Origin of the sequence: Pseudomonas bubulae (genome assembly GCF_037023725.1) — a bacterium.
GTDB lineage: Bacteria > Pseudomonadota > Gammaproteobacteria > Pseudomonadales > Pseudomonadaceae > Aquipseudomonas > Aquipseudomonas bubulae.
Map to the genome: position 1 here is coordinate 254,114 of NZ_CP146077.1, position 21,065 is coordinate 275,178.

At 59.6% G+C, this 21,065-nt stretch carries 14 protein-coding genes; 5 read left to right on the forward strand and 9 right to left on the reverse strand.

Going from position 1 to position 21,065, the window contains the following annotated elements:
• Nucleotides 1–29 precede the first annotated feature (29 nt).
• From V6L81_RS01170 to glnE, 9 genes are all read right to left on the reverse strand, one after another.
• The gene (locus V6L81_RS01170) at nucleotides 30–1,472 is read right to left on the reverse strand and encodes a lipopolysaccharide kinase InaA family protein (protein WP_337859384.1); all 1,443 of its coding nucleotides are present in this window, start codon (nucleotides 1,470–1,472) and stop codon (nucleotides 30–32) included.
• Nucleotides 1,472–2,227 (reverse strand): lipopolysaccharide kinase InaA family protein, encoded by a 756-nt coding sequence (locus tag V6L81_RS01175; RefSeq protein WP_338660428.1) that lies wholly within the window; start codon nucleotides 2,225–2,227, stop codon nucleotides 1,472–1,474. The genes V6L81_RS01170 and V6L81_RS01175 overlap by 1 nt, the downstream gene beginning before the upstream one ends.
• Nucleotides 2,224–2,958, reverse strand: a complete 735-nt coding sequence (locus tag V6L81_RS01180) for a lipopolysaccharide kinase InaA family protein (RefSeq protein WP_095000910.1) — start codon at nucleotides 2,956–2,958, stop codon at nucleotides 2,224–2,226. The genes V6L81_RS01175 and V6L81_RS01180 overlap by 4 nt, the downstream gene beginning before the upstream one ends.
• Entirely contained in the window at nucleotides 2,958–3,764 is an 807-nt protein-coding gene (gene rfaP / locus V6L81_RS01185) for a lipopolysaccharide core heptose(I) kinase RfaP (RefSeq protein ID WP_095000909.1), read from the reverse strand. The genes V6L81_RS01180 and rfaP overlap by 1 nt, the downstream gene beginning before the upstream one ends.
• Nucleotides 3,764–4,885 carry a glycosyltransferase family 4 protein gene (locus V6L81_RS01190; protein ID WP_095000908.1) on the reverse strand — a complete coding sequence of 374 codons (1,122 nt, stop codon included), beginning with the start codon at nucleotides 4,883–4,885 and terminating at the stop codon, nucleotides 3,764–3,766. The genes rfaP and V6L81_RS01190 overlap by 1 nt, the downstream gene beginning before the upstream one ends.
• Nucleotides 4,885–5,946 carry a lipopolysaccharide heptosyltransferase I gene (gene waaC, locus V6L81_RS01195; protein ID WP_095000907.1) on the reverse strand — a complete coding sequence of 354 codons (1,062 nt, stop codon included), beginning with the start codon at nucleotides 5,944–5,946 and terminating at the stop codon, nucleotides 4,885–4,887. Before waaC ends, V6L81_RS01190 begins: the two co-directional genes overlap by 1 nt.
• Nucleotides 5,947–6,981: a lipopolysaccharide heptosyltransferase II gene (gene waaF / locus V6L81_RS01200; RefSeq protein ID WP_095000906.1), complete on the reverse strand. Its 1,035-nt coding sequence runs from the start codon at nucleotides 6,979–6,981 to the stop codon at nucleotides 5,947–5,949. It lies immediately after the preceding gene.
• A gap of 59 nt (nucleotides 6,982–7,040) precedes the next feature.
• The gene (locus V6L81_RS01205) at nucleotides 7,041–7,964 is read right to left on the reverse strand and encodes a branched-chain amino acid transaminase (protein ID WP_095000905.1); all 924 of its coding nucleotides are present in this window, start codon (nucleotides 7,962–7,964) and stop codon (nucleotides 7,041–7,043) included.
• A 118-nt stretch (nucleotides 7,965–8,082) separates the two neighbouring features.
• Nucleotides 8,083–11,025, reverse strand: coding sequence for a bifunctional [glutamate--ammonia ligase]-adenylyl-L-tyrosine phosphorylase/[glutamate--ammonia-ligase] adenylyltransferase (gene glnE / locus V6L81_RS01210; protein ID WP_095025241.1), 2,943 nt, complete (start codon nucleotides 11,023–11,025; stop codon nucleotides 8,083–8,085).
• 383 nt (nucleotides 11,026–11,408) lie between these two features.
• Here glnE and aceE point away from each other — a divergent pair, with 383 nt between their 5' ends.
• The 5 genes from aceE to msrA all read left to right on the forward strand — a co-directional run bounded on the left by aceE (nucleotide 11,409) and on the right by msrA (nucleotide 21,030).
• Nucleotides 11,409–14,051 (forward strand): pyruvate dehydrogenase (acetyl-transferring), homodimeric type, encoded by a 2,643-nt coding sequence (gene aceE / locus V6L81_RS01215; RefSeq protein WP_095000903.1) that lies wholly within the window; start codon nucleotides 11,409–11,411, stop codon nucleotides 14,049–14,051.
• A gap of 11 nt (nucleotides 14,052–14,062) precedes the next feature.
• Nucleotides 14,063–15,694 (forward strand): dihydrolipoyllysine-residue acetyltransferase, encoded by a 1,632-nt coding sequence (gene aceF, locus V6L81_RS01220; RefSeq protein ID WP_095000902.1) that lies wholly within the window; start codon nucleotides 14,063–14,065, stop codon nucleotides 15,692–15,694.
• A 366-nt stretch (nucleotides 15,695–16,060) separates the two neighbouring features.
• The gene (locus V6L81_RS01225) at nucleotides 16,061–17,446 is read left to right on the forward strand and encodes an alkaline phosphatase D family protein (RefSeq protein WP_138738622.1); all 1,386 of its coding nucleotides are present in this window, start codon (nucleotides 16,061–16,063) and stop codon (nucleotides 17,444–17,446) included.
• A gap of 175 nt (nucleotides 17,447–17,621) precedes the next feature.
• Nucleotides 17,622–20,315: an EAL domain-containing protein gene (locus tag V6L81_RS01230; protein ID WP_095000900.1), complete on the forward strand. Its 2,694-nt coding sequence runs from the start codon at nucleotides 17,622–17,624 to the stop codon at nucleotides 20,313–20,315.
• A gap of 67 nt (nucleotides 20,316–20,382) precedes the next feature.
• Complete coding sequence (gene msrA / locus V6L81_RS01235; protein ID WP_338660429.1) at nucleotides 20,383–21,030, forward strand: peptide-methionine (S)-S-oxide reductase MsrA; 648 nt, start codon at nucleotides 20,383–20,385, stop codon at nucleotides 21,028–21,030.
• The last annotated feature ends 35 nt before the right edge of the window (nucleotides 21,031–21,065 follow it).

Sequence of the window (21,065 nt, forward strand, 5' to 3'; positions counted from 1 at the left end):
TCGCTCCCACAGAAAGTCCTGGCTAGGCTTCAGTCAGGGTTTGTCGGCAATCGCCCGTCAATCACCTGATACAACGCACTGCCCACCGGCCAGTTGCGCATAAAGCGTGCACGATCGCGGGCGTACGCTGAAGCGAAGCTGCTCGATGAGCGATGCTGGCACATCGAATCCAGATCAATCAGCGCCCAGCGCCCGTCATCCCAGAACACGTTATGGCCCTTGAGGTCACCGTGGCTGATACGCTCGCGGATCAAGTCGGCAAACAGCTGCTCCAGTGCCACCAGCTCGGCTTCGGGCGCATTACCGTGCTCAACATAGGGCGCAAAGCGCTCGATGATGTCCGGCCCTGGCAAGTACTCGGTCACCAGGTACGCCTTGCCCCGCAACCACAAAAACCGAGTTTCCAGCAGCGCCAATGGCTTGGGCGTGGCAATCCCCAAAAACGCCAGACGATTGCCTTCACACCATGAATGCCAGGCCCGGCTCGGGCGCCAGAAACGTTTGAGCCAGTGGGCAAAGCCCTTGATGTTATAGCGCTTGACCACCAGCATGCGGCCCGCCACTTCAACCTTGCCGACACTCGCCGCGCCACCGGTCTTGTACAGATGCCCCTGATCAAGCAACGCATCAGCCCTGGCCAAAACGGGCAACATCGCCGGCTCTTCTTCGCGCAGGACGGCACGCAAGGCAAACGCCCCGCGGTGCACGCTGAACAATGAGCAATCACGGCCAACCTTGTTTAAAAAGTCATTCAGGCGCCAGGCACGGACTTTCTCGACCTGCTTGAGCAGCGCTTCAAGCGGCAAGGCATGCTCGCCGTTGCTCAGCAGGTAGTGCACGAGTAATTCTTCGATAAACGGCTCAAGGCTTTTGGGCAACTGGGCAAAAAACACGCCGAGGTTTTCCAGCACTTTTTGCCGCGACAGCGGTTTGCCTGCCTCTTCGACACAGATGCCTGCACCATCGATCAAATACAGCTTGCCGTCCTGACGCAACAGGTTGTCCAGATGCAGGTCTTCCTGCCACAGACCCTTGCGGTGCATCTGCCCGATGGCAGTCAAAGCCTCGGCAAGTACGGCCACTTGTTCATCAGCCAGCACCGGCAACGACGCGACTGCATCCCAGGCATCGCCCAAGCTCTGAGCGCCCTCCAGGTACTCGAACAGCAACCAGCCCCCCTCACCTTCCTGCAAGCCATCGGCCAGCAGTTGCGGCGTGGTCAAGCCTTGTTCAGCCAGCAGACGCACCCCGGTCAGCTCGCGCTGAAAGTTGCGCGCAGCCTTGTTGCCGACCATCATCTTGGCCAGCACGGTACGCCCGCGCCACACCCCGGCACCGACATAACGCTGGCCCGGCAATACCCGCAGCAAGGTCAGCAGTTGCAATTGCGCAGGCCCTGCTGCGTCGGCCAGTTCGATACTCAGCGGCAAGCCTGGCGCACGGCCAGCCTTCAGCAGTTCGGACAAACGCATCAGCGCCCCCCTTTTTGATTGCGCCGCACATACAGTCGCGTCAGCCAGGCATCGACCAAGGAACTGTCGACGGGCTGTTCCAGATAAGCAGCGAGCAAGGCGCGCACCTCTGCTTCGCTCCAGACATCGGCCCGACGCAACAACGGCTCAATGTCCTTGACCCTGTCCCGCTGGCCCAGCAACAAGGGCCGGGTTTTTTCCAGATCGATCAATTGAGCGCGATACCCCCCCGCGCCATCGGCCTGCAGGAAGATATGCTTGGGGTAAAAACAACCATGCACCTGCCGCGCAGCGTGAAGCCGACGAGCCAATTGGCCGCATTCGCGCAAAATCGCCTGCTGCTGCTCTGTGGTCAGTTGCGGCCATTGATCGAGCAGCGAATCGAGGTCATTCCAACCGTCCAGCGCACGGGTCATCAGCACTGCACGACGCTCGCCCGGCACTTTTCGCTCACCAAAAAACACCGCTTCCAGCGCAGGAATACCTATGTGCTTATAGCGCTGAATATTACGGAATTCGCGGGCAAAACTCGGCTCGCCCAGCGGACTGTGCAGCGTGCGCGTAAGGTAATTGCTCTGACGCTTGAGGTAATAGCCCTGACCTTCAAGATCCATGCGAAACACGCTACTCCAGCCACCACCACTGGTATTGGGCTCGTCCACCGCTTCCAGCTGCACGGCCCACAGGGCATCAAAGTCAGCCAGGCCATTGCGCTCAAGCAATGCCCGGTCGGCGTCTGCCATAAAGTCTGTCATTCCCGGCCCTCGAAAAAACGCACGATATGACGGACACGTTCCTTATCCGCCGCATTGAGCGTCGTGCGCCCGGTGTATTGAAAATAGAAACGCAAACGCTGGGTGTAGGACAAATGGTACTTGGCCACTTTATCGAGGCACGCCAGGTCTTTGGTGATGCGGTATTTGAGCCAGAAGCCGCGCCAGAAATCGCCGTTGGGGCAATCGATCAAAAACAGCTTGGGCTGCTCATCGATCAGCAAATTGCGCCATTTCAGGTCGTTATGGGTAAAGCGATGGTCATGCATGGTCTTGGTATAACGCGCCAACTGACGGCTGACACAATCTACCCAGGCACGATCCTTGAGCAGCGGATCATGGTTGTCCGCCAACTCTGACAAATCCCGGGTATTGGGCAGTTCGCGGGTGATCATGGCGCCACGGGAGTAGGCGAACCCACTGCGTTCAAGGCCCCAAGCCACCACCTCGGCCGTGGGGATACCCCACTTGGCGAAGCGCTTGAGGTTCTGCCATTCGGACTTGACCCGCGGGCGGCCCAGATAACGGCGCAGGCCCTTGCCGGCCCCGGTGTAGCGCTTGACGTAATAATTCACGCCATCGCGCTGCACACGGATGACTTCCGATAGCGGATCGCGCGTCAGATGCTCCCCCTGCAAGGCAAATACTGCCTCCAGACTGCCAAAATCAGACGCCAACGCACTGTAAGCAGGTTCCAGATTCCAACCCGCCATTACAGTGCATCTCCATAACGCTGTTTGCGTTCGTAGAGTTTGTTCGCCTTGCCTTCGAGCCACGCCAGCAGGCGGGCTTCTTCGCGCAGGATCTGGCGCAGGGGCATCTGGAAGTAACCGCGCAGGAAGCGCAGTTTGTCCCGCTGGGTCAGGCCGATATCCAGGGCCGAGAAATACAGTGCCGCCAGATCCTTGTTGCGCCAGCGCTTACTGATCACGGCGCGAGTCTGGGCGCGGTGCAGATCGATCACCGACAGGCGGAAGTTGTCTGCGGTCACCGGTTTGTCGGTGTGCAGCAAGAAATGGCAGATATAGCAGTCACGGTGGTTGACCCCGGCACGGTGCATCATGCCGGTCATGCGCGCCACTTCAGCGATCAGCGCATGCTTGAGCCTGGGCTGCGGTGGCTGCTTGACCCAGTTGAGGCTGAAGTCTTCGAGGCTGACCGTCGGCGCCAGTTCTTCGGTGATGATGAAGGAATGCTGGGCTGCCGGGTTGTTGCCCTTTTCGCCGTAAGCCACGGCCGTCATGGTCGGCACACCCACTTCGTGCAGGCGCTTGATCGCCCGCCACTCCTGGCCGGCGCCAAGAACTGGCAGCTTGGCCGTCAGCAGGTTCTTGAACACTTCACCCCAGCCAATGCCACGGTGGATTTTCACAAAGAAACCGCGCCCGTCGACTTCGGTACGCAAGGTACGCCGGCCTTCCAGTTCGCGGTAAACCTCGCCTTCCAGACGCTCGACTTCGGTGAACGCATCGCGCCCTGCCCACAAGCTCTTGAACGGTTCGGCAAGAATCAGTTTCATCAGTGTTGCTCCGCCAGAATCACATCCGCAGCGTGCTGCGGCATGCTGTAGAGGTCGGCCGTCTGCGCGTAGGCCAGGCCGTTTCGGCTCCAGGCCGCGCGCGCAGTGTCGTCGGACAACATGTGTGTCAGGTATTCATTGAGTTGCGCCTGCTCGAACGGCTCGTCCAGTACCCGACCGCAATCGGCGTCGCTGATGTAATGGGCGTAGCCGCAAACAGCGCTGACCAGCACCGGCAAACCGGCTACCAGTGCCTCAAGCAATACAGTGCCGGTGTTTTCGTTGTAGGCCGGATGAATCAGCAAATCGGCGCCCAGCAGGAAGCGCGGGATATCACTGCGCCCCTTGAGGAACTGCACATGATCGCCCAAACCCAAAGTGGCACTCTGCAATTGAAAGACTTTGGGGTCGTCCTGGCCGATTACAAACAATTTCGTACGTTTTTTGAGCTCACCCGGCAAGGCCGCCAGCGCTTTGAGGCTGCGATCCACACCCTTGGTCTTGAAGCCCGAGCCAATCTGCACCAGCAGCAAGTCGTCGTCTGCCAGATTGAATTCACGTCGGAACTCGGCGCGAATCTCGGCGGCATTGTCCGGCGCGCGGCGATCCAGGGCGATACCCGGTGGCAGCAGATGGAAACGCTCCAGCGGGGTGTCGTAGTGTTTGATGAACAGCGGCTGCTGGACTTCGGAAATCATCAGGATTTCAGTCTTGGCGTCCTTGGCGAACACCGCGCGCTCGTACTCGGCAAAGTGCTTGTAGCGTTTGAAGAAGCGATAAAACGAATGACGCAGGTTTTGCGCCTTGTCTTCAAAGCAGCCGTCCGCCGCGTAGTACACGTCCAGCCCCGGCATCTTGTTGAAGCCGATGAGCCGGTCTACCGGGCGCTTGGCCAGATCGGCCTGCATCCAGGCGAGCATTTTTTCATTGCGGGTATGGTTGTGGAACGCCTTGACCGGCGCCACCAGCACTTCGAATCCGGGCGGGATATCGCCTTCCCAGATCATGGTGTAGACGCGGATTTGATGGCCGCGCTTCTGGCATTCCAGCGCAATGCGCATGAAATCCCGTTGCAGCCCACCAAACGGAAAGTATTTGTACAGCACAAAAGCCAGTTGCATCAGCGCAGTTCCTCAGCCAGTAACAACGTGCTTAATCGACTCGCGACACGCTCAGGGTTCAAACGGGTGAAGCACAGTGGCCACTCGTTTTTCAGATCAAACCGCTGCTGATCCTGTGCAGTCGGAGTGTAGGTGCATTTTTTCTGCAGGCATGGCGCACACGGAAAATCGCTGGCCAGGTGGATTTGCACCTTGCCATAGGCCCCGGTCAGGCCCGGATTGGTAGGCCCGAACAAAGAAATGGTCGGCACATCCAGTGCAGCGGCCAAATGCCCTAACCCGGTGTCGACTGCCACGCAGGCACTGGCACTGGCCAGTACCTTGGCGACCCCGGCCAGATTCAATTTGGGCAGTACCACGGCATTATTCAAGCCATTGGCAATGCGTTCGGCCCGGGCTTTTTCAGCCGGATTGCCCCACGGCAGGCGCACTTCGACGCCCAGATGGCCCATGCGCTGGGCCAGATCGCGCCAATAGACTTCGGGCCAGTGCTTGGTGTCCCAGGTGGTGCCATGCAAAAACAGCACGAAGGGCTTTTTGCGCGGCAGCTCAACCAGTTTTTCGACATCCAGGCCGTAATCGCCCAGCCCTTTGGGCAGGTCGTAGCCCAGCGCGACCGCGAACAACTGACGCAGACGCTCAACCGCGTGCTGCCCGCGGGCTACCGCCAGGCGGCGCTGGTAAAAGCGGCTGGCCAACGGCTCACGGGCAGAGTCTTTATCCAGCCCGGCAACCGGGGCTTTCACGTAGCGGGTCAACCAGGCACTTTTCACCAGGCCCTGAGCGTCGATCACCAGGTCGTATTTTTCGGCGCGCAGGCTTTGCTTGAAGCGGCTCCACTCGCCGCTCTTGAGGGTCTGCCAGATATTTTTGCGCCAGCGGCGGATCGCCACCGGAATCACCTTGCCCACCGCGGGGTGCCAGGTCGGGATTTCGGCAAAGCCCTCCTCCACAACCCAGTCAAAGGTGATGCCCGGAATCGCCCGCGCCGCATCGGTCAGCGCCGGCAAGGCATGGATCACATCCCCGAGGGATGAAGTTTTGACCAACAGAACGCGCACCTAGTTAACCTCGACCGGTGAACCCTGCAGACGCTGCAAGGCTTCAATCACCGGCTGCGGCATCAGTTCGCGCAGGCAATTGTAGTGGCCAAAACGGCAGGTACGGTCAAAACAGGGGCTGCAATCGAGGCCCAGCCGCACAATTTCGACCTTGTCCGCCAAGGGCGGGGTAAAACCTGGCGAAGTGGAGCCGTAGACCGCCACCAGCGGGCGGTTCAGCGCAGCGGCCACATGCATCAGCCCGGAATCGTTGGATACCACGGCATCTGCACAGGACAACAGGTCGATGGCTTCGGCCAGTGAGGTCTCGCCGCTGAGGTTGACCGACTCTTCGCGCAGCCCCGGGATCAGGCGCGAACGGATATCTTCGCCTACCCCGTGATCGTTTTTGGAGCCGAACAGCCACACTTGCCAACCTTCGCGGATCTTTTGTTCGGCAACTTTGGCGTAGTGCTCGGACGGCCAGCGCTTAGACTCGCCAAATTCGGCACCCGGGCACAGCGCCAGCACCGGACGATCCAGCTCCAGGCCGAACTTGGCCAGTGCGCCGGCACGGCTTTGCGGGTCAATCTGCAAATCAGGGCGCGGGTACGGCTTGGGCAGGTCGGCCCCAGGCTCATAGGCCAGGGCCATAAAGCGCTCGATCATCAGCGGGTAGCGCTCTTTGTCGAGCTTGCGCACATCGTTGAGCAGGCCGTAGCGGAACTCGCCGCGCCAGCCGGTACGTTTGGGAATACCCGCAAAAAATGGCACCAGGGCCGATTTAAGCGAGTTGGGCAACAAGATTGCCTGATCGTATTGGCCCTTGAGGGACTTGCCGATCTTGCGTCGCGTGGCCAGTTCAAGCGCGCCGTGGCCGAGCGGGAAGCTCAAGGCCTTGCGAACTTCAGGCATGCGCTCAAGGATGGGCCGGCTCCACTCGGGAGCCAGCACATCGATTTCGCACTGCGGGTGGCGCTGCTTGAGGCACTGGAACAGTGTCTGCGCCATCACCATGTCACCGACCCAGCTGGGCCCAACGATCAAAATATTCATAAGTTTCCATAAACAAGCAAGGGAGGCATTCGCCTCCCTGCTGTGATGCTATGCCGACATTACTTGACCAGTGTACGCCACTCTGGATGGTCCGTAGTCTTGCCGGTCACCAGGTCAAAGTAAGCCTTTTGCAGTTTTTCGGTGATCGGGCCACGGCGGCCGATCCCGATTTGACGCCCGTCGACTTCGCGAATCGGCGTCACTTCAGCGGCAGTGCCGGTAAAGAACGCTTCGTCGGCGATATACACCTCGTCGCGGGTGATGCGTTTTTCAACAAACTTGTACCCCAGCTCGGTGGCCAGGGTCAGGATCGTGCTGCGGGTAATGCCGTTCAGGCACGCAGTCACGTCCGGGGTGTAGATCACGCCATCCTTGACCAGGAATACGTTTTCACCCGAGCCTTCAGCCACAAAGCCTTCCGGATCGAGCAACAGCGCTTCGTCGGCTCCGCCGGAAATCGCTTCCTGCAGGGCCAGCATCGAGTTGATGTAATGGCCGTTGGCCTTGGCCCGGGTCATGGAGATGTTCACATGATGGCGGGTAAAGGAGCTGGTACGCACCTTGATTCCGACTTCCAGCGCTTCGGCGCCCATGTAGGCACCCCAGCTCCAGGGGGCGATGATCACGTGCACCTTGAGGCCGGTGGCGCGCAGGCCCATGGCTTCGGAACCGTAGAACACCATCGGGCGGATATAGGCGCTGTCGAGGTTGTTTTCACGCACCGCTACGCGGGTCGCTTCGTTGATTTCGTCTTTGCTGAACGGGATCTTCATGCCCATGATGTGGGCCGAATCGAACAGACGGTCAGTGTGCGCCTGCAAGCGGAAAATCGCCGCGCCCTGCGGGGTTTCGTAAGCGCGCACACCTTCAAACACGCCCATGCCGTAGTGCAATGTATGGGTCAGCACATGGGTCGTGGCATCACGCCACGGCACCAGCTTGCCGTCATACCAGATCACACCATCACGATCAGCCATCGACATCATTACGCTCCTCAAAGAATCCAGCACCCGCACCACGAGGCGGCAGGCAAATTGGACGGGCCTTATGGACCCGCCGGATACGTTCTTACAGCTTTAACTCTGTGTGTGAGCCAGCAAATCAGCTCAATCCTAGCTCGGACCAGATGCGCCGTACGTGTTGGCGTTCGACCACAAATTGATCCCCCGTGACCACCCCGGCTTCCTTCTGCAAGGCTTGCCGGTGGGCGACGGCGCGAAAGGCCTTGTAAGCCTCGCGCAACAGGCTGGCATCGGTGGCGGGCATCAGCCCGACCTGCTCCAGCCCTTCCAGAATGCGGATATTGTCGGTGTAGCGCAGTAACGCCGGGTGTTCCCTGGACCACGCCAGGGCCGCGTATTGCACCATAAATTCAATATCGACGATACCTCCGGCGTCCTGCTTGAGGTCGAACGGCACCGTTGCCTCGAAGGCGTTTTCTGCGGTTCCGGCAGCGGTAATACGGGTGCCCAGGTTGTCGCGCATCTTGGCCCGCATCTCGCTGACCTCCTGACGCAAGGTCGGCAAATCCCGCTCGCGGCCCAATACGCTCGCGCGCACCTGTTCAAAGGCCGCGCCCACCTGTTTGCAGCCCACCAGCACGCGGGCGCGCACCAGTGCCTGATGCTCCCAGGTCCAGGCTTCGTTTTCCTGATAGCGCTCAAAAGCACCTAGCGAGCTGACCAGCAACCCCGAAGCGCCTGACGGGCGCAGGCGCATGTCGACCTCATACAACTGCCCGGAGTTGGTCTGCGCCGTGAGCAAATGGATGATCCGCTGGCCCAGACGGGTGAAAAACTGCGCACCGTCGATGGGCTTGGCGCCATCGGTTTCAGCATTCGGGTCGCCATCGTGGATAAACACCAGGTCCAGATCCGAGCCATGCCCCAGCTCGATGCCACCGACCTTGCCGTAGCCGACAATAATAAAGCCGGGATCGCACAGGCTGCCGTCGGTGCGCTGTGGCGTGCCGTACTTGGCCACTGTCTGGCGCCAGGCCAGGGCCAGCACCTGCTCCAGAATGGCCTCGGCCAGCCAGGTCAGGTAATCGCTGACCTTCATTAAAGGCAGGCTGCCGGAGATTTCCGATGCCGCGACCCGCAAACGGTGGGCCAGCTTGAAGTTGCGCAAGGCTTCCATCTGCTGCTCAAGGTCGTCTTCGGGGATACGCGTCAGGCGTTCACGCAACTCGGCGGCCAGCTCAGGGGCCAGCGGCGGCTTGAACAAACGGCGCTCGTTGAGCAACTCGTCGAGCAGCAATGGGAAACGGGTGATCTGCTCGGCGATCCACGGGCTGGCCGCGCACAGCGTCAGCAAACGGCGCAAAGCATCAGGGTTTTCGGTGAGCAACACTAAATAAGCAGAACGCCGGGCCACCGCCTCGACCAGCGGCAGCACCCGCTCCAGCACCAGATCAGGGTTGGCGTGCTCAACGGCTTGCGCCAGCAAGCGCGGGATAAAAGCATCCAGACGCTCGCGCCCCAAGCGCTGCATAGAGCGCAGTTGCGGACTGGAACGCAGGGCCGCCAGTTGTTTCAGGGCTTTGGGCGCATCGACAAACCCGGCCTCTTCCAACTGCGCGCAGGCTGCGGCATCGTCCTGGACCTCTTCCCACAGCGGCAACCACTCACCACCGACAATCAGCTCGCCTTCGTCGATGACCTCTTCTTCATCAGGGTCAGCAATAACCTGACGGAAGTGCCAGTCAATACGACCACGCCACGCCATCAGCTGTTCATGGAATGCGGTCCAGCTGTCAAACCCCATCATAAAGGCAATGCGGGCCTGATCCTGCTGATTGTCGGGCAGCATTTGAGTCTGGCGGTCGGCAATGGCCTGGATTGCATGCTCGGTGTAACGCAGGAACTCATAACCTTCGCGCAGTTCGCCGACCACCTCTGCAGGCAAGTAGCCCTGGCCTTCCAGGATGGTCAGGACTTTCAGCAGCGGCCGTTGTTGCAGGCTCAGATCGCGGCCGCCGTGAATCAGCTGGAATGCCTGGGCGATAAACTCGACCTCGCGGATACCGCCCGCCCCCAGCTTGATATTGTCAGCCATGCCTTTGCGCCGCACTTCCTGCTGGATCAACTGCTTCATGGTGCGCAGCGCTTCAATCGCGGAAAAATCGAGGTAGCGACGATACACAAACGGGCGTAACAGGCTGAGCAACTGCGCGCCCATCACCTGATCACCGGCCACGACCCGGGCCTTGATCATGGCATAACGCTCCCAGTCACGGCCCTGATCCTGGTAGTACTGCTCCAGCGCGTTGAAGCTCAACACCAGCGCACCGGATGAGCCATAAGGACGCAGGCGCATGTCGACGCGAAACACAAAACCGTCGACCGTCATCGGATCCAGCGCCTTGATCAGGCGCTGGCCCAAGCGGATAAAGAACTCCTGATTGTCCAGCGCCCGCTTGGCCCCCACGGTTTCGCCGCCTTCAGGGTAGGCAAAGATCAGGTCGATGTCTGAAGACAGGTTCAGCTCCACGGCGCCGAGCTTGCCCATGCCCAGGATCACCATCGCCTGCGGCTCGCCACTGCGATTGCCAATGGGTGTGCCGAACTGCTGGCAATGACGTTGATACAGCCAGCGATAGGCCTGATCGATGCTGGCATCGGCCATGTCCGACAGATCGCGACAGGTTTCGATCAGGTCGGCCTGACGATTGATATCGCGCCAGATAATCCGCACTTGCTGGCGGGTGCGCTGACGACGCAGTGCGCGGCCCAGTTCGTCATCGCTGGTTGCGGCCTGCGCGGCAGCAGCAATCTGCCCGCACAACTCGCCGGGGGCGAAGGTGCGGTCCAGCTCACCCGAGCGCGCCAGTTCGAGCAACATCAAAGGGTCACGCAAAGACTGTTCTATAAAGAAGTCGCTGGCTGCACTGACCCGGCTGAACGCCGACCAGCGCTCGGGCGACCAGTCATCGAGCCCGTGCCCGTCCTCAAGCCCGGCGACTGCCGTGCGCCACGACTGCTCGGCACGGCTGGCCAGTGGCTGTAAAAGACCGGGAATTGGAGCAAGCGACGGGAGGCTCATGGTCTATCCTTGATCGGCTATGGTGTTGCCGAGTACGGTGACAGGAAGAAACAGCGGTTTAATCCGACTGTCGAACAAAGGTTATAAATAGCTGTAAGATCATTTTGTTTAGCATCAAGCCAGCAGATCACCGGCTTATTGCAGATAAAAGCACCAACAATATCGATTTTTCGCACAACGAAACAGGTGGCCATCAGGACCATTCCTGTAGTTTTACTACTGCATGACACACTCGAAAGGCTGAAATGGCCGACGATTTGTAGTAAAACTACACGCCGCTGGAATCAACCTCCGGCCATCCAAGAATTTATGTCGTCTGCCCACAAGGCCAGTCGCAAACTCAGGCAACCGATTCTGGAAGCCTATCCGCCCTGGAGCAAGCCATGCAAGACCTCGATCCCGTCGAAACCCAGGAATGGTTGGACGCCCTGGAATCGGTTCTCGACAAAGAAGGCGAAGACCGCGCTCACTATCTGATGACCCGTATGGGTGAGCTCGCTACCCGCACCGGTTCGCAGCTGCCGTATGCCATCACCACGCCTTATCGCAACACGATTCCCGTAACCCACGAAGCACGCATGCCTGGCGACCTGTTCATGGAACGCCGCATTCGCTCGCTGGTACGCTGGAACGCCATGGCCATGGTGATGCGCACGAACTTGAAAGATTCTGACCTGGGCGGTCATATCTCCAGCTTCGCTTCCAGCGCAACCCTGTATGACATCGGCTTCAACTACTTCTTCCAGGCCCCGACCGACGCACACGGCGGCGACCTGATCTACTTCCAGGGTCACACCTCGCCAGGCGTTTACGCCCGTGCGTTCATGGAAGGCCGCATCAGCGAAGAACAAATGAACAACTTCCGCCAGGAAGTGGACGGTCAGGGCCTGTCGTCCTACCCGCACCCTTGGCTGATGCCTGATTTCTGGCAGTTCCCGACCGTATCGATGGGCCTTGGCCCGATCCAGGCGATCTACCAGGCGCGCTTCATGAAGTACCTGGAAGCCCGTGGCTACATCCCTGCTGGCCAGAAAGTCTGGTGCTTCCTGGGCGACGGCGAGTGCGACGAGCCGGAATCCCTGGGCGCAATCTCCCTGGCAGGCCGTGAAAACCTCGACAACCTGATCTTCGTCATCAACTGCAACCTGCAGCGCCTCGACGGCCCGGTTCGCGGCAACGGCAAGATCATCCAGGAACTCGAAGGCGTGTTCCGCGGCGCTCAGTGGAACGTAACCAAAGTCATCTGGGGCCGTTTCTGGGACCCGCTGCTGGCCAAAGACGTCGACGGTATCCTGCAACGTCGCATGGACGAAGTCATCGACGGCGAGTACCAGAACTACAAAGCCAAAGACGGCGCGTTCGTACGTGAACACTTCTTCAATACGCCGGAACTCAAGGCGATGGTTGCCGATCTGTCCGATGACGAGATCTGGAAGCTCAACCGTGGCGGCCACGACCCGTACAAGGTCTACGCGGCGTACCACGAAGCGGTCAACCACAAAGACCAGCCAACCGTTATCCTGGCCAAGACCATCAAGGGTTATGGCACCGGCGCCGGCGAAGCGAAAAACACCGCGCACAACACCAAGAAGGTTGATGTTGAAAGCCTGAAGCTGTTCCGCGATCGTTTCGACATCCCGGTCAAAGACGACGAAATCGAAAACCTGCCGTTCTTCAAACCGGAAGCAGGCAGCGCCGAAGCCCGTTACCTGAGCGAGCGCCGTGCCGCACTGGGCGGTTTCGTACCTCAGCGCCGCGCACAGAGCATCAGCATTCCGACCCCGCCACTGGAAACCCTCAAGGCCATCCTTGACGGCTCCGGCGACCGTGAAATTTCCACCACCATGGCTTTCGTGCGGATCCTCGCGCAGCTGGTCAAGGACAAGGAAATCGGCCCGCGCATCGTTCCGATCATCCCGGACGAAGCCCGTACCTTCGGTATGGAAGGCATGTTCCGCCAGCTGGGCATCTACTCCTCTGTCGGCCAGCTCTACGAGCCAGTCGATAAAGACCAGGTGATGTTCTACCGCGAAGACAAAAAAGGTCAGATCCTCGAAGAAGGCATCAACGAAGCAGGCGCCATGAGCTCCTTCATCGCCGCCGGTACTTCGTACTCCAACCACAACCAGCCGATGCTGCCGTTCTACATCTTCTACTCGATGTTCGGCTTCCAGCGTATTGGCGACCTGGCCTGGGCCGCTGGCGACAGCCGCACCCGTGGCTTCCTGATCGGCGGCACCGCCGGGCGTACCACGCTCAACGGTGAAGGCCTGCAGCACGAAGACGGTCACAGCCACATCCTGGCCGGTACCATCCCGAACTGCCGCACCTTTGATCCGACCTACGGCTATGAGCTGGCGGTGATCATTCAGGACGGCATGAAGAAGATGACCGAAGAGCAACAGGACGTCTTCTACTACATCACCGTCATGAACGAGTCCTACCAGCAGCCAGCCATGCCGGCCGGTGTCGAGGAAGGCATCGTCAAGGGCATGTACCTGCTCGAGGAAGACACCAAGGAAGCGGCGCACCACGTTCAGCTGATGGGCTCCGGCACCATCCTGCGTGAAGTCCGTGAAGCGGCGATCATCCTGCGTGAACAGTTCAACATCGGCGCTGACGTATGGAGCGTTACCAGCTTCAACGAACTGCGTCGCGACGGCCTGGCCGTAGAGCGTCACAACCGCCTGCACCCTGGCCAGAAGCCTCAGCTGAGCTACGTTGAAGAGTGCCTGACTGGCCGTAAAGGTCCGGTGATTGCCTCTACCGACTACATGAAGCTGTTCGCCGAACAGATTCGCCAGTGGGTACCGGTCAAGGAATTCAAAGTGCTGGGCACTGACGGTTTCGGCCGCAGCGACAGCCGCAAAAAACTGCGTCACTTCTTTGAAGTAGACCGTCATTTCGTGGTGTTGGCAGCCCTGGAAGCACTGGCTGACCGTGGCGATATCGAACCTAAAGTGGTGGCAGAAGCCATCGTCAAGTTCGGCATCAACCCGGAAAAACGCAACCCACTGGACTGCTGAGGAGAATATTTGTGAGCGAACTCATTCGAGTACCTGACATCGGCAGCGGCGACGGTGAAGTCATCGAGCTGTTTGTAAAAGTCGGCGACCGTATCGAAGCCGATCAGAGCATCCTGACCCTGGAATCGGACAAGGCGAGCATGGAAATCCCTGCTCCCAAGGCCGGTATCGTCAAGAGCCTGAAGATCAAGCTGGGCGACCGCCTGAAAGAAGGCGACGAACTGCTGGAACTGGAAGCCGAGGGCGCCGCTGCGGCGCCTGAAGCACCGGCCCCTGCTGCAGCTCCTGCTGCGGCCGAAAAACCTGCTGCTCCTGCTGCCGAGGCCCCTGCGGCCCCGGCTGCACCTGCCGCTGCTACCATCCAGGACATTCATGTCCCGGATATCGGCTCGTCGGGCAAAGCTAAAATCATCGAAATCCTGGTCAAGGCCGGCGATACCGTTGAGGCTGATCAATCCTTGATCACTCTCGAGTCCGACAAGGCCAGCATGGAAATTCCATCGCCAGCCGCCGGTGTGGTTGAGAGTATTTCGGTCAAGCTGGATGACGAAGTCGGCACTGGCGACTTTATCCTCAAGCTCAAGGTTCAAGGCGCTGCGGCACCTGCTGCTCCTGCCCAGGCCGCTGCTGCTCCAGCACCGGCAAAAGCTGAAGCACCTGCAGCCCCGGCACCTGCTGCGAAAACCGAGGCTGCTCCTGCCCCGGCCGCCGCGCCTGCGCCAAAAGGTGGCAAGGTTCACGCCGGCCCTGCCGTGCGTCAACTGGCCCGCGAATTCGGCGTCGAGCTGAGTGCAGTCACTCCGAGCGGCCCGCACGGCCGTATCATCAAGGAAGACGTGCAGGCGCACGTCAAAGCCATGATGCAAAAAGCCAAGGAAGCACCGGCCGCCGGCGCAACCGGTGGTGCTGGCATTCCGCCGATCCCTGCTGTCGACTTCAGCCGTTTCGGTGAAGTGGAAGAAGTGGCCATGACCCGCCTGATGCAAATCGGCGCGTCGAGCCTGCACCGCAGCTGGCTGAACATTCCGCACGTGACTCAGTTCGACCAGGCTGACATCACCGAGCTGGAAGCCTTCCGCGTCGCGCAAAAAGCCGTCGCAGAAAAAGCCGGCGTGAAACTGACCGTACTGCCTCTGCTGCTCAAGTCCTGCGCGCACCTGCTCAAGGAAATGCCGGACTTCAACAGCTCGCTGGCGCCAAGCGGCAAAGCGATCATCCGCAAGAAGTACGTCAACATCGGCTTCGCCGTTGACACCCCGGATGGCCTGCTGGTACCTGTGATCAAGAACGTTGATCAGAAGAGCCTGTTGCAACTGGCTGCTGAAGCCGCTGCACTGGCCGCCAAGGCCCGTGACAAGAAGCTCACCGCTGACGACATGCAAGGCGCGTGCTTCACCATTTCCAGCCTCGGTCACATTGGCGGCACCGGCTTCACGCCGATCGTCAACGCACCGGAAGTGGCGATCCTCGGCGTATCCAAGGCAACCATCCAGCCAGTCTGGGACGGTAAAGCCTTCCAGCCGAAGCTGATGCTGCCACTGTCTCTGTCCTACGATCACCGCGTGATCAACGGCGCTGCTGCTGCACGCTTCACCCAGCGTCTGAGCCAGTTGCTGGGCGACATCCGCACTATCCTGTTGTAAGCCACGCCCCGGCCTTCGTCACTGAAGGCCGGGGTAGCGCACTGTTTTCCGAGCGCCACGCTCGTACCTCAACCCCGCCATTTGGCGGGGCTTTTTTTTGCCTGCGATTTGAAGAGCCCCTCACCCCAACCCTCTCCCGGAGGGAGAGGGAGCTGATTGGCGGTGTTTTTGAAGTTGCGTGCGCTTAGGCCCCTCTCCCTTTGGGAGAGGGCTAGGGTGAGGGGCTTTTCTGACACTCGCTGCCCTTCAAGCACTACACCCAGCGCTGAATCCATGAATGGGTCAACCACCCAACCTTTTCTACCGTTAACCAAAGGAATTGAACCACGCGATTGCCATCGCCCAAACATCAGAAAGGATTTCGATGTGATCCCACCCACCGTTGGCCCGATAGTGGGCTTTACCACTTCACAGCACGCGCGCATTTTTGTCCGCGGCGAACTCGACAAAAACAACGCCGTCTTCGCCGGTATCCGGCATCGCAAGGCTGGCGACAGCCAGTGGTCTGTCGGTGTGTTTTCAAGACTGAGCCCTGAGTTCGACATGTCCGATACGCTGGTCTTGAACACTCTGCACAGTGATACCCGCTACGAATACCAGGCTGGCTGGTTCGCCACCGCAAACCCCGGGCACACGACTGAAACCGTCAAGCAGATCCCGCTTCAATGGCCTGCCACGGTATACAGCTTCAAGACCGACTCAACTGCACGCAACCGTACTCGCCGATATGTCGTTGGCTCTTGCCGCTACCTCAGGCTCACGGCAGGCATCCCTTCTGCTCCGCACCTAGGGGACGAAATCTTCGGCAACATCCATGCACTGACCCGCCAGCAAAGCATTGATGCTGTGGTGATGGCCGGCGATCAGGTGTATGTCGATGACCTGAATATTGTGGCCCCGGACCGCGACTACTCCAGCATCACCCGAAAATACCGCGCCGCTTTCACACAACCCCATATCCGCAAGCTAATGGCAGGCACTGCGACCTACATGATCCTCGACGACCATGAAATCGAAGATAACTGGCCAGCCAATCGGGATACCGGAGATAAAACGCTCTACAACAACGCCATGAGAGCTTACGAGGCTTACCAGTGCAGCCATGGCCCGGCCCACGACCTGCTGCCCGACGGGCGCATCAACCGCAACCTGTCCCGCTACTGGTACAGGTTTGCCAACGCTGACATCGACTGGTTCGTCATGGATTGCCGCACCGAGCGCACCCTTACGGGGCGTGACAAACGCATGATCGGCGTCACTCAGGAACAGGCACTGCTCAAATGGCTGATCAACAGCAACGCCAGGGTCAAGTTCATCGTCAGCAGCGTCATGCTTATGCCCGACCAACGGCGCGACAATGACGGCTGGAAGGCCTTTGCGGCGCAGCGCAACCGCATCCTCGAAACCATTCGCAGCAACGCCATCAAGAACGTGGTGTTCGTGTCGGGCGATATTCATGGCTCGCTCTGCTGTCATCTGACCCACGACAAAAGCCCGGACTTTATCGTACACAGCGTGGTGTCCTCACCCCTGTGCAATACCAGACTGCTGCCGTACGCGAATGTCAGAGACCTGCTCGTCAACGCCCCCTTGACCAGCGTGGGCACAGGCACTTACTCACTCAAGCTCAACAGTCGAGTGGTCAGCGAAGACAACTTCGTCTGCCTGAGCATTAGCGGCCAACAACTCAAGGTTGATTTTCACAATAAAAAGGGCCGGATTATCGAGTCCGCAACTGTTGAGCTTAAATAAGCTGCAAACCTTGCCGATCGGCCTGCAGGAAATCCCCGACCGGCCGATAAGCCCTTATAGCACTTAGCCTTTATGTTCACTTGTCAGCACGCCGAGCATGATGCAACCTTGCCGTCTACCACAGAGACAGGGTGACAGCCTGTGCGCAATCCGCATTTGTGAAGCGAGTGCCCCAATGAAAAGCCAGCCTGATGCTGCCCCGCGCCTGGCAGCCGAGGTCGTGACCCAGCTCCCCGTACCTTCCAGGCTCGGCATGCTGCGTTTCGAACGGCTTAATGAAGCCAGCTGGGCCATGCTCTATCTCGACCCGCACTGCGAGCGCCAATTCGGCATGCCCGCGGCAGACTTGTGCGCGCTGGTTGGCTCGCCCTACGCCAGTCTGATGGAACCCCGCGCCCGCTATCACCTGCACGATGCAATCGAGCATCAGCTCAGGACCAGCCACCACTACGTTGTGCATTACACCCTGCACACCGCCCTGGGCCCACTGAACCTGATGGAGCTGGGCGAGGCCTACAAACAGCACAATCGACATTTTTTGCGCGGCTATCTGCTGGCCATTGAAGACAGCGCTGCCAGCCCTTCGCCCGCCCCGGTGGCCGAACTTGAAACACAAAACAGCCGCCTGCAGATCGCCCTGGCGCTCAACCAGCGTACCCAGGCGGATCAACTTCAGCATCTGGAGCGCGTGCGTGCCCAGCAGGACTTGATCCTGCGCCTCGCCCGCCATCGCTACAGCCAGCACAATTCGCTGCAAGAAGCCGCCGAGCTGATCACCCGCAGCGCCTGCGATATCTATCAAATCGATGGTGCCAGCCTGTGGAATCTTGAAGGCAACCGGTTGCTGCCTGTTTCGGCGTTCGAACGCGAGACCCAGGCCCATGTCGCGCAAGACATCTTCGATGCCAGCCATTTCCCCGACTACCTGGAAGCCTTGCACACCAGCCGTTCGATCGACGCGCCGAACGCCAGCCGCGACCCGCGCACCCGCGAACTGGTGGCCAGCCTGGGCCGGCACGAAGCCAATGCCATGCTCGACGCAGGTATCCGCATCGACGGTCAGGTGGTGGGCGTCCTGTGCCTGGAGCAGGTCGGCAGAACCCGCGCCTGGCAAGCGGACGAAATCGCCTTCGCCGGCGAGCTGGCCGACCAGTTTGCCCAAGTCATCAACAACCACAACCGCCGCGCCGCCACCAACGCCCTGCACCTGTTCCAGCGCGCTGTCGAACAAAGTGCCAACGCCTTTTTGCTGGTCAACTGCGATGGCGTGGTGGAGTACGTAAACCCCAGCTTTACCGCCATCACCCAATACAGCACCGAGGAAGTCCAGGGCCATAAACTGTCCGAGCTGCCCGCTCTGGAAAACCTCAGCGAACTGCTCTTCGATGCTCACTCCAGCCTGAGCAAAGGCAACAGCTGGCAGGGTGAATTCAAGAGCCGACGCAAAAACCTGGAACCCTACTGGGGGCAGATGTCGATTTCCAAGGTGTATGGCGACAACCGTGAGCTGACCCACTACATCGGTATTTATGAAGACATCACCGAGGCCAAGCTGGCGCAGCAGCGCATCGAACGCCTGGCCTACACCGACAACCTGACCAACCTGGGCAACCGCCCGGCCTTTATCCGCAACCTCGATGAACGCTTCGCCCGCAACAGCAACACGCCGGTGTGCCTGTTGCTGGTGGACATCGACAACTTCAAGCGCATCAATGACAGCCTTGGCCACCAGACCGGCGACAAGCTGCTGATCAGCCTGGCCCGGCGCCTGCGCAACAGCCTGAGCGCCAGCGATGGGCTGGCGCGCTTTGCCAGTAACGAATTCGCGGTATTGCTGGACGATACTGACCTGACGACCGGACAGCAAATTGCCAGCCAGTTGCTGATGACCCTCGACAAGCCGATGTTCGTCGATAACCAGCTGATCAGCGTCACCGGCTCGGTCGGGGTAGCCTGTGCGCCCTTGCATGGCCGGGATCCGCAAACCCTGATGCGCAACGCAGGCCTGGCGCTGCACAAGGCCAAGGCCTGCGGCAAGCACCAGGTGCAGGTATTTACCGAAGCCCTGAATGCCGAAGCCAGCTACAAACTGTTTGTCGAAAACAACCTGCGCCGCGCCCTGACCCAGAACGAACTTGAGGTGTTCTACCAGCCCAAGCTGTGCCTGCGTACCGGACGACTGCTGGGCATGGAAGCCCTGCTGCGCTGGAACCACCCTAAAAACGGCATGATCCGCCCCGATCAGTTCATCAGCGTGGCCGAAGAAACCGGGCTGATCATCCCTATCGGCAAATGGGTCGCCCGCCAGGCGTGCCGGATGAGCCGGCAACTGAGCCTGGCCGGGCTGGGCAGTCTGCAAGTAGCGATCAACGTGTCGCCCAAGCAGTTTTCCGACCCGGACCTGGTTGCCTCGATTGCCAGTATCCTCAAGGAAGAACAGTTACCGGCTGCGCTGCTGGAGCTGGAGCTGACCGAAGGCTTGCTGCTGGAAGCCACCGACGACACCCGCCTGCAACTCGACCAACTGAAAAAACTGGGCCTGACCCTGGCCATGGACGATTTCGGCACCGGCTACTCATCGCTCAGCTACTTGAAAAAATTTCCGATCGACATCATCAAGATCGACCGCAGCTTTATCAAAGACATCCCCGACAACCAGAACGACATGGAAATCACCTCCGCCGTGATTGCCATGGCCCACAACCTCAAGCTCAAAGTGGTTGCCGAGGGCATAGAAACCGCTGCACAGTTGGCATTCCTGCGCCGCCATCGCTGTGATGTAGGCCAGGGTTATCTGTTCGACCGACCTATCCCCGGCAGCGAACTGATAGAAAAACTCAAACGCTACCCGCGTGGCCCACTGGCCTGACAGCGCCGTAACACTCGGGCACACTAGCAGCCTGACTTCCTACACTCTGACTGAGAGGACATGAAACATGGTCTTGCGCTCGGAAATCCTGGTGAATAAAAACGTGCTACCCACTAAAGAACAAGCCCTGCCCGGCCGTGAAACTCACGTACAACTGCCGGAAACCCACTACGTCACCGGCCAGCCGCTACTTGGCCCGTTCCCGATGAACGTGGACTTCGCGATTTTTGGCCTGGGTTGCTTCTGGGGCGCAGAACGCAAGTTCTGGGAGCGCGAAGGCGTAGTCAGCACCGTAGTGGGCTATGCGGGCGGCTACACGCCGAACCCGACCTACGAAGAAGTCTGCTCGGGCCTGACCGGCCACACCGAAGTGGTGCTGGTGGTCTACGAACCGGAAGTGGTCAGCTACAAGCAATTGCTGGCCATGTTCTGGGAACTGCACAACCCCACCCAGGGCATGCGCCAGGGCAACGACATCGGCACCCAGTATCGCTCGGTGATCTACTGCACCACCCCTGAACAGCTTGAGCAGGCACTGGAAAGCAAGAAGGTGTTCCAGGCGGAACTGGACAAGGCCGGGCTGGGCACCATCACCACTGAAATCGACCAGGCGCCAACGGTGTACTTCGCCGAGGCATACCACCAGCAGTACCTGGCGAAAAACCCGCAGGGTTATTGCGGTATCGGCGGCACCGGTGTGACCTGCCCGATTTGATGTAGCACAAAAAACGGTGGGAGCGGGCTTGCTCG

What these genes read in the sequence shown, in the direction of transcription:
- V6L81_RS01170 (WP_337859384.1), bottom strand. Translation starts at nt 1,472, where the DNA reads ATGCGTTTGTCCGAACTGCTGAAGGCTGGCCGTGCGCCAGGCTTGCCG.
- glnE (WP_095025241.1), bottom strand. Translation starts at nt 11,025, where the DNA reads ATGAGCCTCCCGTCGCTTGCTCCAATTCCCGGTCTTTTACAGCCACTG.
- waaF (WP_095000906.1), bottom strand. Translation starts at nt 6,981, where the DNA reads ATGAATATTTTGATCGTTGGGCCCAGCTGGGTCGGTGACATGGTGATG.
- V6L81_RS01190 (WP_095000908.1), bottom strand. Translation starts at nt 4,885, where the DNA reads ATGCAACTGGCTTTTGTGCTGTACAAATACTTTCCGTTTGGTGGGCTG.
- V6L81_RS01205 (WP_095000905.1), bottom strand. Translation starts at nt 7,964, where the DNA reads ATGTCGATGGCTGATCGTGATGGTGTGATCTGGTATGACGGCAAGCTG.
- V6L81_RS01180 (WP_095000910.1), bottom strand. Translation starts at nt 2,958, where the DNA reads ATGGCGGGTTGGAATCTGGAACCTGCTTACAGTGCGTTGGCGTCTGAT.
- msrA (WP_338660429.1), top strand. Translation starts at nt 20,383, where the DNA reads ATGGTCTTGCGCTCGGAAATCCTGGTGAATAAAAACGTGCTACCCACT.
- V6L81_RS01230 (WP_095000900.1), top strand. Translation starts at nt 17,622, where the DNA reads ATGAAAAGCCAGCCTGATGCTGCCCCGCGCCTGGCAGCCGAGGTCGTG.
- rfaP (WP_095000909.1), bottom strand. Translation starts at nt 3,764, where the DNA reads ATGAAACTGATTCTTGCCGAACCGTTCAAGAGCTTGTGGGCAGGGCGC.
- V6L81_RS01175 (WP_338660428.1), bottom strand. Translation starts at nt 2,227, where the DNA reads ATGACAGACTTTATGGCAGACGCCGACCGGGCATTGCTTGAGCGCAAT.
- aceE (WP_095000903.1), top strand. Translation starts at nt 11,409, where the DNA reads ATGCAAGACCTCGATCCCGTCGAAACCCAGGAATGGTTGGACGCCCTG.